Below are 15,677 nucleotides of genomic sequence, written 5' to 3' on the forward strand. Positions count from 1 at the left end.
GAAAACGAAACGCCGGGCATTGCCCGGCGTTTTTGCATGTAGAGCCCAGCCCGGTCAGGCCTTGCTCGAATGACGCTGCTTGCGCTCCATGTAGCGCTCAACGTACGAGCAGGAAGGAATCACCGTGTAGCCCATCTGGTCGGCGTACTCCAGGGCCTTTTCGGTCAGCGCTGCAGCGATCCCTCGGCCGCGCAGGGCGTTTGGAACGAAGGTGCGATAGATATCCAGCGTCTGCTTGCCCAGATCCATGTACGTCAGGTAGGCACGATGACCGTCCACGTTGGTCTCGAACTGATGACCGGCCTGGTCATGGTGGATGGTCAGCGCTTCACTCATCACTACTCCTCGCAGGTCTTTTGGGCAGACCTTTACCTTAACCGATGGTGGTGTATCCGGCGGAGGAACCCGTTCGTGCAGAGCCTGCGCCACCTCTTGCCCCTTCGACCGCAGCCCGATTGCAATGGTTCTTCCGGGCCGGGCCATCAAATAGTAGGCACGGGACCCCGGATTGCTCAAGGTGGCATCGGTTAAAAGTCGCGGCCATGAGCAGCAAACCCTGCACGAACTGACCAGCAACATCGGCCGGACACTCTTGGGCTTTAGACGCACAGGGACCTTTAAAGTCACCGTTAGTTCAACAAAAAAGTTCCCATACAACAATCGCTTGCGCCGCCTGTACTGGCTGTTCGGAAAAAGCCTGGAAACCTTGTCAACCACCCCCTTCAGCAACATTTTTTTTACCATTCTTGCGCTCAGTCAGTTTACTTACTACAAGTAATGGGTACTATGTACGCCGGCCAGTTTCTCTTTCCTGAGAGATGGCTATTTAATAGAAAGTCCTTGAAGGGGAACACGATGAACAACGTTCTGAAATTCTCTGCTCTGGCTCTGGCCGCAGTTCTGGCTACCGGTTGCAGCAGCGTATCCAAAGAAACCGAAGCTCGTCTGACTGCGACTGAAGACGCAGCCGCTCGCGCTCAAGCCCGTGCTGACGAAGCCTACCGTAAGGCTGACGATGCAATGGCAGCCGCTCAGAAGGCTCAGCAGACCGCTGACGAAGCCAACGAGCGCGCCCTGCGTATGCTGGACAAAGCCAGCCGCAAGTAATAGTCCTCACGGATTGTTAAGAAGCCGACCCACTAGTGGGGTCGGCTTTTTTATTGCCGCTACAAAAGCAAACAGCACAAATGAAAAAGCCTGCACCAGGCGTTTGACCTGAGCAGGCTTGAGTCCTGTCGCCCTAAGGCTTACTGCAGTTCTGGAGGAATGCTCGACACCATCGGAGCCGCACCCTGGTTGTCGACGGGCACGGCAATTTCTACCGGCATGCCATCTTCTGCGGCGACCACGTCGCGAACCATGTCCCAGTTCATGCGTACATTGTTGGCAAGGTCTTCACGCTTGAGCAGTGCATTGATGACCGCAGTGTGCTTGTCGACCACCGAAGGATCGCCGTGATCGTCGAGCGGCGTATGCGCTTCGAGGTATACCTTGCCACCACTGATGCCGAACTTGTACGGCTCGTTGATGATGCGCACTGGAGTACCGACCGGGACCATCTTCGACAGCTCCAGCACATTGTTGTTGAACATGCGGAAGCAGCCGTGGCTGGTGCGCATGCCAATGCCGAACTTCTTGTTCGAGCCGTGAATCAGATAACCCGGCACGCCCAGGGTGAACTTGTAAGGCCCCAGCGGGTTGTCTGGCCCGGCCGGCACCACGGTCGGCAGGATGTCACCATCGGCGGCGTGTTCGGCACGGATCGAAGCCGGTGGCGTCCAGGTCGGGTTTGGGGTCTTGGCAATGATCTTGGTGTTGGCGATGGGGGACCCCCAGCCTTCACGACCGATGCCCAGCGGGAAGGTGTACACCACGCTCTGCCCTTTGGGGAAGTAGTACAGCCGGTATTCGGCAAGGTTGATGACCACGCCCTCGCGAGGCCCCGGCGGGAGCACATAACGGGTCGGCAGGATGATCTCGGTACCGGCGCCCGGCAGCCATGGGTCCACCCCCGGGTTGGCGGCGATCATCTCCAGGTAGCCGAGGTCGTTGGCAGTGCCGATGTCGGCAAAGGTGTCCTCGTACTTGGCCTTGATCACCTGCACCTGGCCAACGACGTCTTCACCGGGAGGCGGCAACGGCAACTCCAGGGCAACGGCGGGGCCTGCTACCAGCAGGCCGGCCAGGGTCAGGCAGCGGGTGACGGCGGGAAAGCGCGGCAACATCCGGTAAATCCTTCGAAAGGTGGGTCAAGAGAATCGATTGTACACCCCCACCGGACCAAGCGGGAGCCACAGGGGGTTTCCATGCGTTTCAGATGATGAAAGGCGCTCGCAGTTTCAGGCCAAGGGTTGCATCAAAGTTGCGGCCATACCGGGCGCATGCCGCGGCGCTGCGCGTCGAGAATCGCCCGGCACAGGTCGCACAGACGGCCGTCACGGTAGATCGAGCGCGGCACGCCGGACCAGCGAGGCTGTGCCGGTAGCAAGCCACCACACAGGGTGCGATCGACCGGCACACCCAGTTCGAGCTGCCGGGCGACAAGGTGAACGCGGATTTCCTGGCAGGCGAACAGATCGAGCTGCTCATCGGGCTCGATCAGTTGGTAGGCATACAAGGACCAGGCAGGGCGCGGCATTGGGGGCTCTCGAAACGGGGGGCGCAACATTAGCCGAAAGCCGGCCCCGTTTAAAGCGTCAGAGCAAGGGTTTTATCGCCGGCCAGGCATTTTCCAGCAAGCGCTGCTGGGCCCCCTGCGCCGGATGGATGCCATCGGCCTGCATCATCTCTGGCACACCCCCCACGCCCTCGAGGAAAAACGGCACCAGCGCCACCTGTTTCTCCGCTGCCAGCTGTTCATACACCTTGGCGAACGCCGTGGTGTAGCGCACCCCATAATTGGGCGGCAGACGCATGCCCAGGAGCACGACCTTGGCCCCGGACTCGCGTGACCGCTCGATCATCGAGGCAAGATTTTGTTGCAATTGCTCTGGTGGCTGCCCGCGCAGGCCATCGTTGCCGCCCAATTCCAGCACCACCAAGCTAGGCTTGTGCGCTGCAAGCAGCGCCGGCAGCCGCGCCTGGCCCCCTGCACTGGTGTCGCCGCTGATCGAGGCGTTGACCACGCGATCATCGAAACCTTCGTCCTTGAGCCGGGTCTGCAACAAAGAGACCCACCCTTGGCGGGTATCCAGGCCAAAACCGGCACTGATACTATCGCCGACGACCAGCAATGTTCCCGCCGCCGCGCTCTGGGCCAGGCAATACAGGGCCAGACCGGCACTCAACCACCACACTCGCATTGGATTCTCCATGGGCCCTAGCATTCTCGTTGCGCAGAACCTTAGCAAAGTGGTCCCCAGTGCGGAAGGTGACCTAGCCATCCTGCACGCACTCTCCCTCGACCTCGCCCAAGGTGACAGCCTGGCCATCGTCGGCGCCTCCGGTTCGGGCAAGTCGACCCTGCTCGGGCTGCTCGCCGGCCTCGATCGCCCCAGCGCCGGCAAGGTTGTCCTCGCCGGGCATGACCTCGGGCCGCTGGACGAAGACCAGCGCGCCCGGGTACGCGCCGAGCACGTCGGGTTCGTCTTCCAGTCGTTCCAGCTGCTCGACAGCCTCAATGCCCTGGAGAACGTCATGCTGCCACTGGAACTGGACGGCCGCCGAGATGCTCGCGAACAGGCCCGCACCCTGCTCGAACGTGTCGGCCTGGGCAAGCGTCTGACCCACACGCCACGCCAGTTGTCCGGTGGCGAACAGCAGCGGGTGGCCATTGCCCGGGCCTTCGCCGCCCAGCCTGCGGTGCTGTTCGCCGACGAACCCACCGGCAACCTCGACAGCCACACTGGCGAGCGTATCAGCGACCTGCTGTTCGACCTGAACAAGGAACGCGGCACCACTCTGGTTCTGGTTACCCATGACGAACGCCTGGCCAGCCGCTGCCGGCGCCTGATACGACTGGAAGCAGGCCGCCTGGTGGCGCCGGTGGAGGCCTGATGAAGCACATGCCGCTTTCCCGCTTGTGCGGCCTGGCGCTGCGCCAGTTGTTGCGCGACATCCGCGCCAGCGAAGTGCGCGTGCTGTTCTTCGCCCTGCTCGTGGCTGTAGCCGCCAGCACCGCCATCGGCTATTTCGGTGCTCGCCTCAATGGCGCCATGCAGTTGCGCGCCAGCGAGTTCCTTGGCGCCGACCTGGTATTGCAAGGCAGTGCGCCAGCGCGTCAGGAGCAAATCGACGCCGGGACCGCCCTGGGGCTGCGCCACGCCCGGGTTGTGGAGTTCACCAGCGTGGTCGGTGGTGACGCCGGCATTCAGCTGTCGAGCATCAAAGCCGCCGATGGCGCCTACCCCCTGCGTGGCCAGGTACGCAGTGCACCGGCGCCTTATGCCACGGAGACACCCGGCGGCGGCCCGCCGCCAGGCGAGGCCTGGGTCGAGCCGCGCTTGCTCGCTGCCCTTGGCCTGAGCATCGGCGACAGCATCGATGTCGGCATGAAGACCTTGCGCATGAGCCGCGTACTGACCTACGAGCCGGACCGCGCCAACAATTTCTACAGCCTCACCCCGCGGGTGATGATGAACCTCGCCGACCTGGAGGCCACCGGGGTCATTCAGCCCGGCAGCCGGGTCAGCTACCGTGAGCTGTGGCGCGGGGATGCGCAGGCCCTGGCACAGTACCGCCAGGGGCTGGAGAAGACGCTCGCGGCCAACCAGCGCCTGCTCGACACCCGCGATGGTAACCGGCAGATCGGCGGCGCCCTGGGCAAGGCCGAGCGCTACCTGAACATGGCTAGCCTGGTGGCGGTGCTGCTGGCAGGGGTCGCCGTGGCACTGTCGGCCAGCCGCTATGCGGCCCGGCGCCTGGACGCCAGCGCACTGCTGCGCTGCCTGGGGCTGTCCCGCCATCAGGCATTGGGCCTGTACTGCCTGCAACTGGCCATGCTTGGCCTGCTGGCGGCACTGGTGGGCGCCCTGCTCGGCTGGCTGGCGCAACTGGGCCTGTTCCGCCTGTTGCACGGCCTGCTGCCGAGCGTGGTGCCGCCTGGCGGCATCGTCCCGGCCCTGGCCGGCATCGCCACCGGGCTAGTCGCCCTGGCCGGTTTCGCCCTGCCCCCGCTCGCGGCACTGGGCAAGGTGCCACCGCTGCGTGTACTGCGCCGTGATCTGCTGCCCGTACCGCCCAGCAGCTGGCTGGTCTATGGCGCCGCCCTGTTCGCGCTGGGCCTGATCATGTGGCGCCTGAGCCTCGACCTGCTGCTGACCTTCGCCCTGCTGGCAGGCGGGTTGCTTGCCGCGCTGGTACTGGGCGGCCTGCTGCTGGTTGGGCTGCGCAGCCTGCGGCAAATGCTGGCAGGCGCCCCACTCCCCTGGCGCCTGGGCTTGGGCCAGTTGCTCCGCCACCCCATGGCTGCCGCAGGCCAGGCACTGGCGTTTGGCCTGATCCTGCTGGCCATGGCCCTGGTCGCCTTGCTGCGCGCCGAGTTGCTCGACACCTGGCAGGCGCAACTGCCCAAGGACGCCCCCAACTATTTCGCCCTGAACATCCTGCCCGATGACCGTGAGCCCTTTGCCCAGCGCCTGCACGAGGTGAACGCAGCCTCCGCGCCGCTTTATCCGGTGACGCCTGGCCGGCTGATCCAGATCAACGAGCAGCCCGTGCAACAGATCGTCAGCAAGGATTCGGCCGGCGAGCGTGCAGTTCAGCGCGACCTCAGCCTGACCTGGGCCGCCGACCTGCCGGCAGGCAATGCCTTGACCGCCGGCAATTGGTGGCGGGCGCTACCGGCTGGCGATGAAATCCCTGGCGTTTCGGTCGAGGCGGAACTTGCCGCCAGCCTGAAGGTGCAACTGGGCGACCTGTTGACCTTCGACATTGGCGGCGAACAACGCCAGGCACGGGTCAGCAGCCTGCGCAGCGTGCACTGGGACAGCTTCCAGCCGAACTTCTACATGATCTTCCAGCCGGGTACCCTCCAAGGGCTGCCGACCACCTACCTGACCAGCTTTTACCTCGCGCCGGGTCATGACCTGGATGTAGTGGCCCTGTCGCGGGCCTTCCCGGCGGTGACCATCCTGCAGGTCGATGCCTTGCTGGAGCAGCTACGCAGCATCCTCGCCCAGGTTACCCTGGCGGTGGAATATGTATTGCTGTTCGTCCTGGCGGCGGGGTTGGCCGTGCTGTTCGCAGGCTTGCAGGCAACGCTGGATGAACGCATTCGCCAAGGCGCGCTGCTGCGCGCGCTGGGCGCCGCCCGGCCGTTGCTGGTGAAAGCGCGGCGTATCGAGTTCGGGCTGCTGGGTGCGGCCAGCGGTGCGTTGGCAGCGCTAGGCTGTGAGTTGATTACCTTGGTGCTGTACCGCTATGCGTTCGACCTGCAGTGGGCTCCCCATCCGTGGCTGCTGGTACTGCCACTGGCGGGGGCGCTATTGGTAGGCGGGGCTGGCGTGCTGGGGACACGGCGAGCGCTTAATGCCAGCCCGTTGGCGGTGCTTCGGGAGGGGTAGTCTCAAGCTGCAAGCATGAGCAGCTCAGCCTTGGCTTACAGCTAAAGCGCTGGCTGCTCATAACTGATGCTGGTCACATACCACGTCGCTTCGCCAGTAGGGGTGTGCACCACCACCTCATCACCCTCCTCTTTCTTGAGCAGGGCCCGCGCCATGGGCGAATCGATCGAGATATAGTCATTGCGCCCATAGATCTCGTCGTACCCGACGATGCGAAACTTCAGCGCTTCACCGTCATCATTTTCGATCTCGACCCAGGCACCGAAGAACACCCTGCCCTCCTGCTGCGGTGAATAGGCCACCACCTTGACGTCTTCGAGGCGCTTGCGCAGGTATCGGACCCGACGATCGATCTCGCGTAGCAACTTCTTGTTGTACTGGTAGTCGGCATTCTCACTGCGGTCCCCCAACGAGGCAGCCCAGGCCACCTTCTGGGTGATTTCCGGGCGATACACCCGCCATAGATGATCCAGCTCTTTTTTGAGCGCTTCATGGCCTTGCGTCGTGATGATGTTGGTACTCAACAGCGCGTTCCTCAGCGTCGGGTAATCAGGCCCTGGCGTGCGATGCGGGTGAGATGGCCAATCACTTCGGCAGCGTGCTGTGCGGCAGGTGCCTGGATCACCGCCAGATCGAAGCGGTCGTTGCCGAACTGCTCCAGCCGGCACGCGGTTTCGGCAAACTGGATGAGGAAGGCGCGGGCCTGGCCTTTGCGACGGGACAAGCCTTCAAGATGACGCAAAAGCGTAGGCTGATGCTGGCCACCGAGCAGGATGCGCGGTGTGCGGGTAGCCTGGCTGGCAGGCAATGGGCTCAAGCAGACACTGGTACGTGGGCAACTCATGGAGTATTTCTCCGCCTCGCAAATCCCGCTGGGCAGCGGTGGGAGGCGTCACCGAACCAGCGCTTTAGCGGTATTTCGGATGACCCGGGGCTGGGCTTTCCTGCGCCCCGCAAGTAGCTGTTTAAATCGGCGCAGGCGGTATGCTAGAGCTACAAGCGGCAAGCTGCAAGCCCCAAGCTGAAAGTCATCAACTCAAGGCCTGCAGCATGAGGCTTCAGCGGGCGATCAAGCGGTCTACAGAGAAACGACCAGCGCCTTCGATCAGTACCGCGACGGTACCCGCCAGCAACGCCAGGGCAAACTCATAGCCATTGTTGGACATGAACAGGCCGTTGCCGATGTGTACCGAAAAAATTGCCACCACCAGTGTCACTGTCAGTGCCAGCGCCGCCGGGCGAGCCAGCAGGCCGATCACCAGGGCCAGGCCGCCGAAGAACTCGGCGCTGCCGGACAGCAGGGCCATCAGGTAGCCGGGGGCCAGGCCGATGCTCTCCATCCACTGGCCAGTGCCCTCCAACCCGTAGCCGCCGAACAGGCCGAAGAGTTTCTGTGCGCCGTGCGCCATGAAGATGATGCCGACCAGGATGCGAACCACGCTCAAGCCCAGGCCAGCGCGAGTGGAAAGCAGTTTGATAATTGCATTGTTCATTGGGTGACTTCCTTGAAAGCTGCGATGTTGTGTTGGGATGGGCGCCATAATAATCGACCCAACAGATATTAAAATCGCAAAAAACCCAATATATAGATCGAATAAATCGATAGCTCAGCGTTTACCGCTTCGCTCCAACGTTGCACGGTCACGGTTGAACGCCAGGAAGTACTTGTTCACGCTATTGACGAAGTTGACTGGCCCCATGCCCACCTGCTCCATCGCAACCCGTTCGGTCTGGAAGAACCATTGATTGCCATTGAGCCCACGCTTGCGGGCCTCGACACGCATGGCCTGGACCCGCTCGGGCCCAAGGTTGTAGGCGGCCAGCACGAAGGCCATGCGCTCACGCTCGTTGATCTTCGGGCTGGCGAAGAACTTGCGGCGAATCAACGCCAGGTAACGGGCACTGGCCTGGACATTGCCATCAACCGTTGCGGTATTGCTGACCCCGACCCGCTGCGCTGCGGCAGGGGTGATCTGCATCAGGCCATGCGCCCCGCCACTGCCGCGCGCCGCCGGGTTGAGGGTCGACTCCTTGAAGGCCAACGCAGCCAGGTTCAGCCAGTCGATCTGTTGCGCCTGGCCATGCTTCTGCAGCACCGCCCGGACTGAAGCAAGGCGTTGACGGTCCTTGCGTGCGAGCGGGTTGTGCACGCGGTACTGGCGCCGATAGATGCGTTCAAAGGCCGCATCCTGGTTCTCGGGCGCCCGGTAGCCCTGCAGGAAGCGATCGACCGTAGCCTGCAGCAGCGTCGCATCGCGCCGCACATACCAGCGCATGGCTTGTGGCGGGCCCAGTTGCAGCCGGCTATGCAGGCGCAGGCGCGGCATTACCCGGGCCCAGCGCAGCGCGATCGGCCGCTCGACCACGGTCAGGTGATAGATGCCGGCCTGGACCATCTCCAGCACGTCCTCCACCGCCAGTGTCGAGTCGACCCATTCGATCTTGACCGGTGGGCGCTTGCGCAGCGCCAGGCGCTGGTTGATCTGCTGGATCAGCGCACCGGCGGCGCTGGCACTGGTCAACGCCACAGTGCGCCCGGACAACTGCTCGACACGGGTGAAACTGCGCTCGCCCTTGCGCCCCACCAACCACAACGGCACTTGGTCCAGGACCGGAGCACTGCTGTTCACGCCGCCGACCAGGCTCGGGTCGAGCAACTCGCCCGGGGCGGCCAGGTCGCCTTCACCACGCTGCAGCGCCCCTAGCAGTTGCTCTTTGGCTCTGGGGATGAGTTTGAGCCGTACCTGTTGTCCGTCGCTGGCCCGGGCGTTGAGGTAATGCTCAAGCGCACGCAAGCGGTAGTACTCGATACCGACGGGCTCGCCCTTGACCTCACCGGAGCTGTTGCGGCTTTGGTTGACCAGTACCCGCAGCACCTTGCTGGCGCGGATCTGTTCAAGGTCACGGGCCTTGTTCACCGGCACGTTGTGCTGCGGCCCCGGCAGGCGTGCGTAAGCGGGACCGACGAGCATCAGGCCAAGCGTCAGCAGCAGGGTGAGCAGGTATCGCAGCATGCGAAAACGTGTCCGAGGTCGGTGGGCAGCATCCATGTGTACGAGCCGCTCGTAATAAATGACGGTAAAAGACCATGGCAAACGTCTGAAGTTCTTGGTTTTTTTCCGAAAATCGCGCTTTTTGCTATGCTGGCCGTCCCGCGGCACGAGGTAGCACCATGCAACTGATCGATATCGGCGTCAACCTGACCAATAGCAGTTTCCACGACCAGCAGGCCGCCATCGTCGAGCGCGCCATCGAAGCCGGCGTTGGGCAGATGATCCTCACCGGCACCAGCCTTGCGGTCAGCGAGCAAGCGCTTGAACTGTGCCAGCAACTGGACCCCGCCAGCGAGCACCTGTTCGCCACTGCCGGCGTACACCCGCACGACGCCAAAGCATGGGATGCCAACAGCGAGCAGCGACTGCGCCAGTTGTTGAGTGAGGCGCGTGTGCGCGCCGTTGGCGAGTGCGGGCTGGATTTCAACCGCGACTTCTCCCCTCGCCCACTTCAGGAAAAAGCCCTGGAAGCTCAGTTGGCGCTGGCCGCCGAGTTGCGCCTGCCGGTGTTCCTGCATGAGCGTGATGCGAGTGAGCGTTTGCTGGCGATTGTGAAGAACTACCGTGACCACCTGCCTGCCGCCGTAGTGCATTGTTTCACCGGCGAGCGCGACGCGCTGTTCGCCTACCTGGACATGGACCTGCACATTGGCATCACCGGCTGGATCTGTGACGAACGCCGCGGCACGCACTTGCACCCACTGGTGGGCAACATTCCCCGGGGGCGCCTGATGCTGGAAAGTGATGCCCCGTATCTGCTGCCGCGCAGCCTGCGACCGAAACCCAAGAGCGGGCGCAACGAGCCGGCGTTTTTGCCAGAAGTGCTGCGGGAGGTGGCGTTACACCGGGGCGAACCTGTTGAAGAGACCGCAGCGCACACCACCGCAACGGCTCGGGCATTTTTCCAGCTGGCCTGATCGGGCATAAACGGTTTGTTGATACACGTCAAAACCTCCCAGGCGTGAGCGGGCACAATGATGGCACCTTGCCAATAATGTTTCCGCTCAACTCAGAGAAGACCTACCCATGGGTGCCTGGCTTAGCAATATTTCCCTGAAGTACAAATTCTGGGCCGTCAACGCAGTGGCCTTTGTCACCACCTTGATGCTGGTGCTGTTTGCCGTGTATCTGGAGCAGCGAGCCCGCGCTGAAGCGGTGCAGGCCCAGACGCAGTCCCAGGCAGAGCTGCTCGCCGCATGGCCGGCAGAGCGTGCCCTGCCCCGCCAGGCCAACGTGATCACCTGGCAACCCGGCCAGACCCCGACCTTTGCCGGCCAAAGCCTGGAGCCCCTGCGCCATGCACAAGGCTGGGTAGCCCTCCCGGGCGACTGGATCCTGGGCGATAACCCACTACGCGGCGCCCAGGTACTGCACCATGGCGACCAGCAGGTGGCGGTACTGGCCCAGGCACCGAGCGTGCGCCAGGTGTTCCTTGACCGTTTTGGCAACTACGCGGTTTGTGTGCTGATCCTGATGCTGGCAATGCTCTGCGCCTCGCAACTGCTGATTCGCTTCCTGCTGAGCCAACTCAACACCCTCAAGGACGTCATGCTCCACGTGGAAAAAACGGGTGACCTGTCGGCCCGCGTGCCTCTGTCTTGTGGCGACGAAGTGGGCCAGATGGCAGGCGCCTTCAACGCCATGCAGTCGACCTACCACCGTGTGGTCAGCACCGTGGCACGCACTGCCGCGCAACTCGATTCGGGCGCCGCACGCCTGGCCTCGAGCATGAACGAGGTGCGCCACGGCATGCTCGGCCAGCAGAGCGAGACCGACCAGGCAGCCACCGCGATCAACGAGATGTCAGCCACCGTGCATCATATCGCCCAACATGCCGGCGCCACGCGCGACCTGTCGCAGACCGCCGACGTCCTTGCCGGCAGCGGCAAGCATGTCGTCGACCGCGTGCAGGACTCGATTGCAGGGCTGTCCAGCGGCGTGCAGCAGACCGCCGAGATGATCCGCCAACTGGCCGAGGACAGCCAAAAGATCAATGGCGTGGTCAACGTCATCCACAGCATCGCCGAACAGACCAACCTGCTGGCGCTGAACGCCGCCATCGAAGCAGCGCGTGCCGGCGACCTGGGCCGTGGCTTTGCGGTGGTCGCCGATGAAGTGCGCAGCCTGGCCAAACGCGTGCAAACCTCCACCGACGAAATCACCGGTATGGTTGCCGACCTGCAAGCCGGTACCCGGGATGCGGTGGAGTTCATGCAGGAAAGCTCTTACAAAGCTGACGACTGCGTGCGCCAGGCCCAGGAAGCCGGCGCAGCGCTGGCCGAAATCACTGGCGCGGTGGCGCAGATGCGCGAGAGCAACACCCAGATCGCCGTCGCCGCCGAACAGCAAAGCCAGGTGGCCGAAGAAATGAACCGGGCGGTAGTCAGCATCCGCGACGTTACCGAGGAAACCGTACAGCAGACTGTCGATTCGGCCACCACCAGCAGCGAGCTGGCGACCCTGGCCGGCGAGCTGAACAAGGCCATCGGCCAACTCAAACTATAATCACCATAGCCAGCCTCGATTGGCTGTGACCACTGGGCCGCACTAAGCTTTGGGCATGACCGTGAGGACCTGCCCATGAGCAAACGACTGCCCAACTTGCCCGCCTGGCAATGGCGCGGCTATCACCACAACCACCGCCACCCGACCAACCTGGTGCTGCACCTGATTGCCGTGCCGCTGTTCATCCTCGGTGCTTTGCTCGTGCTGTCCGGCTTGCTCGCCCTGGACCTAGGCCAGATTGGCGTCGGCATCATTGCCCTGATCGCCGGCCTGGGCCTGCAGCGCCACGGCCACCGCCTGGAGGCCGAGCAGCCAGAACCCTTCGCCAACCGCAAGGACGCCCTGCAGCGCCTGCTGACCGAGCAATTCATCACCTTCCCGCGCTTTGTGCTCAGCGGTGCCTGGTGGCGGGCCTGGCGCGAACGGCACAGACATCGGCGTTGACGCTCAGGCGAATACCGTGACCGTCTGGCGGCTCAAGGCCAGCAACTCGCCTTCAGCCGTCCACAGGGCAGCTGCGGCATGCCCGTACCCATCGCGGGCGTGTTCGGTCTCGACGCAGTAGCGGCACCAGTCCAACGTCGACAGCCTGGCAACCGGCTGGATGAATTCGATGGTCCTGGTCAGCGTGCTGCCTGCTGCGGGCTGCTTCAGGTACGGCATGAGGCTGGGTGGCCAGGCATCGACAAGCGCCAACAGGTGGGCCTCGTTGACCTGCTCCTGGGCAACATCCCGCAAGCGCACCCAACCGCCCATGTGGCGTGACTGATTACCGCTGAACGGCAGCCCGCCAATTGCCCAGCGCAGGGCAACATGGCGCATGAACTCTGGTGTGACACCTTTGATGTAAGGAAGCTCCGGGGCGGCTTGCTCGAGTGCCTTCATCTCCATGGCCGGCTCGGCAGGCACCTGCACCACCGATGGCCGCGCGGCGCCGAAGTTGCCCTGGACCAAGGTCACCACCTGGCCATCCTGAATGGCTCGACCCAGCACGGTGCTGACCGCTTTGCCCTCGCGCAGCACTTCGACTTCGAAACGGGTCGCCACGTCGGGCGCGGCGGGGGCGACGAAACTGACGGCCAGCGACCGCACCGGGCGGCTATCGGCGAGCTTCAGGCGCATGGTCTCATACACCATGGCAGCCATCAGGCCACCGAATACGGCACGCCCTTGGGCCCAGTCGGGCGGGACACTGACGCTATCGGGGTGCGCTCGCACGGCGTCGAGCAGTTGGTTGAAATTCATGGGCCGGCTCCTGCAGCAGCGAAAGGTGTCAGCCAATACTAGCGAGCAACCTTGCGTCGAACAGCCCGCATATCGGTCATTTGCCGGGCTTGCGCCGTTCCAGTGCTGCCTGCAGGTCAGCCAGTGTCACATCGGACTGGCGCTCGGCGTCACCCAGCTCCCGCTCCCAATCGACCTTGCAGGGCGCGAGATCCTCATGCGATTGAGCCTGCAACAGCCATTGCAGGCGGTCATGCCAGTTACCCAAATCGCCCTGGGCTTGTTTGAGCAGGCGCTGCAACTGCTTCCCGGCATGATCGAGTTGTGGGTAGGCCTGGTCCCCATAGCGCACCCGCTTGATCAACAAGCGCAGGCGATGACGGTCGTGGGCCGGGTCCTGCAAGGCTTCGTGCAGCTTGCGCCATTGCTTGACCAGGCGTTTGTCGACGCGTTTACGCAGGCACTTGGCCAACCCTTCACGGCCCGCGGCGCGCAGAAACAGCGGAAAGGCATCGAGGATGGCCAGCACCCGGCTCAGTTGCGGGCTGGCGGCCACGCCGGCAAAGGTGGCAGCGCGCCCTTGCAGACGCCGCTGCCCCGCTTGGACAACGCCGCGCTGGATCAACTCGCCCGCCAGTACCTCGCGGTCACGTAGCGGCGTGGTCAAGGTGCCAAGGGCTCTCGCAGCGTCCTCCAGCTGCTCGACCCCCGGCAAGCCCCTCAGCGGCCGCAACAGGCTGCGCAAGCGCCTCAGGCCTATGCGCAGATCGTGCAAGGCGTCGCTGTCGGTATCGGCAGCAAGGCGCTCGCGACAAGCCAGCAGGCGCACCTGCAAGGCCACTACCTGGGCAACCACATGGTCGAGCATGCTGGACATACAGCACTCCTCGGTCAGCGCCCGGCGCGCGACTCACGAATGTAGAAACGGGCCTTTTCGGCTTTCTTGGTGCAACCCTCGAACCCTTCGAACTGCTGCTGGGTCTTGGCCCCGGTCAACAGCGACAACGCCTTGGAATAGCTGACGGTACCGGCAAAGCCTTCAGCCTTGGCCAGGTCGAGCTCCTTCCAAGCGGCATCGAGCTGCGACGCGCAGCTGTCACGGTAAGCCGTCTTGCCCGCGCAGCCGGCAAGGGCCAGGGCAATCAGAGGAAGGCAGATCCAGGCTTTCATCGGTAATACCTCGGAGGTTGAATACGGTGGCTGTTCGACGCTTGGGCACCTGAAAAGTGCCGCGCTCGGCAGGTTTTGCCTAGAGTCTACATTGAAGCACAGGCAACGCTCGGTGCATTGTAGGGCCATGGATACAAAAGCCGGGGAAGATCATGAGCAAACGTGTAGCACTGGTGTTGGGGTCGGGGGGCGCGCGGGGTTATGCCCATATCGGCGTGATCGAAGAAATCGAACGGCGCGGCTACGAAATCGCCTGCATTGCCGGTTGCTCGATGGGCGCGGTGGTCGGGGGGATTTACGCGGCGGGCAAGCTCGATGAATACCGCAACTGGATCGAAAGCCTGGATTACCTGGACGTACTGCGTCTGGTCGATGTCAGCTTCCGCCTTGGCGCCATTCGCGGCGACAAGGTGTTTGGGCAGATCCGCAAGATCGTCGGCGAAATCAATATCGAACAATTGCGCATCCCCTACACGGCAGTGGCCACCGACCTCACCCACCAGCAGGAGATCTGGTTCCAGGAGGGCTGCCTGCACCAGGCAATGCGCGCCTCGGCGGCAATTCCAAGCCTGTTCACGCCGGTAATGCAAGGCAACCGCATGCTGGTCGACGGCGGCATCCTCAATCCGCTGCCGATCGTGCCGGTCGTGTCCAGCCACTGCGACATGATCATCGCGGTAAACCTCAACTCCACCAACCAGAAGCAGTACCAGTTGCCTGTCATCGAGCGGCCGGCAGCGTTCAGGATGCGCTTTGACGCGCTGATCAGTTCGCTGGGCGCGCGCATGCCGTTCCGACGCAAGCCCGCCGAGGAACTGATGCGCATCGAGCAGGAGATCACTGGCGAGGGTCTGGTGCCACCCAACCCCTGGCTGAGCGATACGGCCGACCCAGAAGCCCAGCAACCGGCGGCGGCGGCGCAAAGCGAGGGTGCGCCAAAATCGGCCACGGGGTCGATCATCGTCGACAACGTCGGGCCAGCGTCGCTGCTGGACCTGATCAACCAGAGCTTCGAGGTCATGCAGACGTCGTTGGCGCAATACAAGATCGCGGGGTATCCACCGGACGTGCTGATCAACGTACCCAAACGGGTATGCCGGTTCTTCGAGTTCTACAAGGCGCCGGAACTGATTGCCTTGGGCCGGGAGATAGCGCGGGATACGCTGGATAACTACGAGGGCGAGAAGCGCTGAAGCGCCCCCGGCGCTCGCCCCGTACCCCA

Annotated in this window: 19 protein-coding genes; 8 read left to right on the top strand and 11 right to left on the bottom strand. The window is 63.3% G+C overall.

Translation table 11 applies throughout. The features are described 5' to 3' along the window. Positions 1–54: 54 nt before the first annotated feature. Positions 55–336 (bottom strand): GNAT family N-acetyltransferase, encoded by a 282-nt coding sequence (locus tag ACIPZH_RS14270; RefSeq protein WP_241803247.1) that lies wholly within the window; start codon positions 334–336, stop codon positions 55–57. Positions 337–508: 172 nt separating this feature from the next. Between ACIPZH_RS14270 and ACIPZH_RS14275 the strand changes: the two genes are divergently transcribed. Together ACIPZH_RS14275 and ACIPZH_RS14280 are read left to right on the top strand one after the other, a co-directional pair. Continuing rightward, complete coding sequence (locus tag ACIPZH_RS14275; RefSeq protein WP_400636622.1) at positions 509–778, top strand: hypothetical protein; 270 nt, start codon at positions 509–511, stop codon at positions 776–778. Positions 779–855: 77 nt separating this feature from the next. After that, a complete protein-coding gene (locus ACIPZH_RS14280) occupies positions 856–1,107 on the top strand; it encodes an Lpp/OprI family alanine-zipper lipoprotein (protein ID WP_003250288.1) in 252 nt (83 codons plus the stop codon). Between the two features lie 140 nt (positions 1,108–1,247). On the opposite strand, the gene ACIPZH_RS14285 is transcribed toward ACIPZH_RS14280, so the two are convergent. The 3 genes from ACIPZH_RS14285 to ACIPZH_RS14295 all read right to left on the bottom strand — a co-directional run bounded on the left by ACIPZH_RS14285 (position 1,248) and on the right by ACIPZH_RS14295 (position 3,302). Continuing rightward, positions 1,248–2,225 carry a L,D-transpeptidase family protein gene (locus ACIPZH_RS14285; RefSeq protein WP_241803245.1) on the bottom strand — a complete coding sequence of 326 codons (978 nt, stop codon included), beginning with the start codon at positions 2,223–2,225 and terminating at the stop codon, positions 1,248–1,250. A 131-nt stretch (positions 2,226–2,356) separates the two neighbouring features. Beyond that, positions 2,357–2,638, bottom strand: a complete 282-nt coding sequence (locus ACIPZH_RS14290) for a hypothetical protein (protein WP_039601335.1) — start codon at positions 2,636–2,638, stop codon at positions 2,357–2,359. Between the two features lie 58 nt (positions 2,639–2,696). Then, positions 2,697–3,302, bottom strand: coding sequence for an arylesterase (locus ACIPZH_RS14295; RefSeq protein ID WP_241803243.1), 606 nt, complete (start codon positions 3,300–3,302; stop codon positions 2,697–2,699). Between the two features lie 10 nt (positions 3,303–3,312). On the opposite strand from ACIPZH_RS14295, the gene ACIPZH_RS14300 reads away from it, so the two are divergent. Together ACIPZH_RS14300 and ACIPZH_RS14305 are read left to right on the top strand one after the other, a co-directional pair. Further along, a complete protein-coding gene (locus tag ACIPZH_RS14300; RefSeq protein ID WP_400636623.1) occupies positions 3,313–3,996 on the top strand; it encodes an ABC transporter ATP-binding protein in 684 nt (227 codons plus the stop codon). Then, positions 3,996–6,503, top strand: a complete 2,508-nt coding sequence (locus tag ACIPZH_RS14305; RefSeq protein WP_400636624.1) for an ABC transporter permease — start codon at positions 3,996–3,998, stop codon at positions 6,501–6,503. The genes ACIPZH_RS14300 and ACIPZH_RS14305 overlap by 1 nt, the downstream gene beginning before the upstream one ends. A gap of 41 nt (positions 6,504–6,544) precedes the next feature. On the opposite strand, the gene greB is transcribed toward ACIPZH_RS14305, so the two are convergent. The 4 genes from greB to ACIPZH_RS14325 all read right to left on the bottom strand — a co-directional run bounded on the left by greB (position 6,545) and on the right by ACIPZH_RS14325 (position 9,517). Continuing rightward, positions 6,545–7,027: a transcription elongation factor GreB gene (greB, locus tag ACIPZH_RS14310; protein WP_241803240.1), complete on the bottom strand. Its 483-nt coding sequence runs from the start codon at positions 7,025–7,027 to the stop codon at positions 6,545–6,547. Between the two features lie 11 nt (positions 7,028–7,038). Next, entirely contained in the window at positions 7,039–7,347 is a 309-nt protein-coding gene (locus ACIPZH_RS14315) for a hypothetical protein (protein ID WP_241803239.1), read from the bottom strand. Positions 7,348–7,561: 214 nt separating this feature from the next. Continuing rightward, complete coding sequence (locus tag ACIPZH_RS14320) at positions 7,562–7,996, bottom strand: DoxX family protein (RefSeq protein ID WP_039601342.1); 435 nt, start codon at positions 7,994–7,996, stop codon at positions 7,562–7,564. A gap of 114 nt (positions 7,997–8,110) precedes the next feature. Continuing rightward, positions 8,111–9,517 carry a transglycosylase SLT domain-containing protein gene (locus tag ACIPZH_RS14325; RefSeq protein ID WP_400636625.1) on the bottom strand — a complete coding sequence of 469 codons (1,407 nt, stop codon included), beginning with the start codon at positions 9,515–9,517 and terminating at the stop codon, positions 8,111–8,113. Between the two features lie 158 nt (positions 9,518–9,675). Between ACIPZH_RS14325 and ACIPZH_RS14330 the strand changes: the two genes are divergently transcribed. From ACIPZH_RS14330 to ACIPZH_RS14340, 3 genes are all read left to right on the top strand, one after another. Further along, a complete protein-coding gene (locus ACIPZH_RS14330) occupies positions 9,676–10,473 on the top strand; it encodes a TatD family hydrolase (RefSeq protein ID WP_400627180.1) in 798 nt (265 codons plus the stop codon). 109 nt (positions 10,474–10,582) lie between these two features. Beyond that, positions 10,583–12,061 (top strand): methyl-accepting chemotaxis protein, encoded by a 1,479-nt coding sequence (locus ACIPZH_RS14335; protein WP_400636626.1) that lies wholly within the window; start codon positions 10,583–10,585, stop codon positions 12,059–12,061. A gap of 75 nt (positions 12,062–12,136) precedes the next feature. Further along, on the top strand, positions 12,137–12,505 hold the full coding sequence (locus ACIPZH_RS14340) for an Mpo1-like protein (RefSeq protein WP_400627176.1): 369 nt from the start codon (positions 12,137–12,139) through the stop codon (positions 12,503–12,505). Between the two features lie 3 nt (positions 12,506–12,508). Here the strand turns inward: ACIPZH_RS14340 and ACIPZH_RS14345 are convergent, their stop codons facing one another. The 3 genes from ACIPZH_RS14345 to ACIPZH_RS14355 form a co-directional block, all read right to left on the bottom strand. Continuing rightward, positions 12,509–13,306 (bottom strand): acyl-CoA thioesterase, encoded by a 798-nt coding sequence (locus tag ACIPZH_RS14345; protein ID WP_400636627.1) that lies wholly within the window; start codon positions 13,304–13,306, stop codon positions 12,509–12,511. A 76-nt stretch (positions 13,307–13,382) separates the two neighbouring features. Further along, the gene (locus ACIPZH_RS14350) at positions 13,383–14,162 is read right to left on the bottom strand and encodes a CHAD domain-containing protein (protein ID WP_400636628.1); all 780 of its coding nucleotides are present in this window, start codon (positions 14,160–14,162) and stop codon (positions 13,383–13,385) included. A 14-nt stretch (positions 14,163–14,176) separates the two neighbouring features. Continuing rightward, positions 14,177–14,455: a hypothetical protein gene (locus ACIPZH_RS14355; protein WP_039602373.1), complete on the bottom strand. Its 279-nt coding sequence runs from the start codon at positions 14,453–14,455 to the stop codon at positions 14,177–14,179. 152 nt (positions 14,456–14,607) lie between these two features. Here ACIPZH_RS14355 and ACIPZH_RS14360 point away from each other — a divergent pair, with 152 nt between their 5' ends. After that, the gene (locus tag ACIPZH_RS14360) at positions 14,608–15,648 is read left to right on the top strand and encodes a patatin-like phospholipase family protein (protein WP_400636630.1); all 1,041 of its coding nucleotides are present in this window, start codon (positions 14,608–14,610) and stop codon (positions 15,646–15,648) included. Positions 15,649–15,677 lie beyond the last annotated feature (29 nt).

It is taken from the genome of Pseudomonas sp. NPDC089758 (genome assembly GCF_044748705.1).
In the GTDB taxonomy this organism is placed as follows: Bacteria; Pseudomonadota; Gammaproteobacteria; order Pseudomonadales; family Pseudomonadaceae; genus Aquipseudomonas; species Aquipseudomonas putida_X.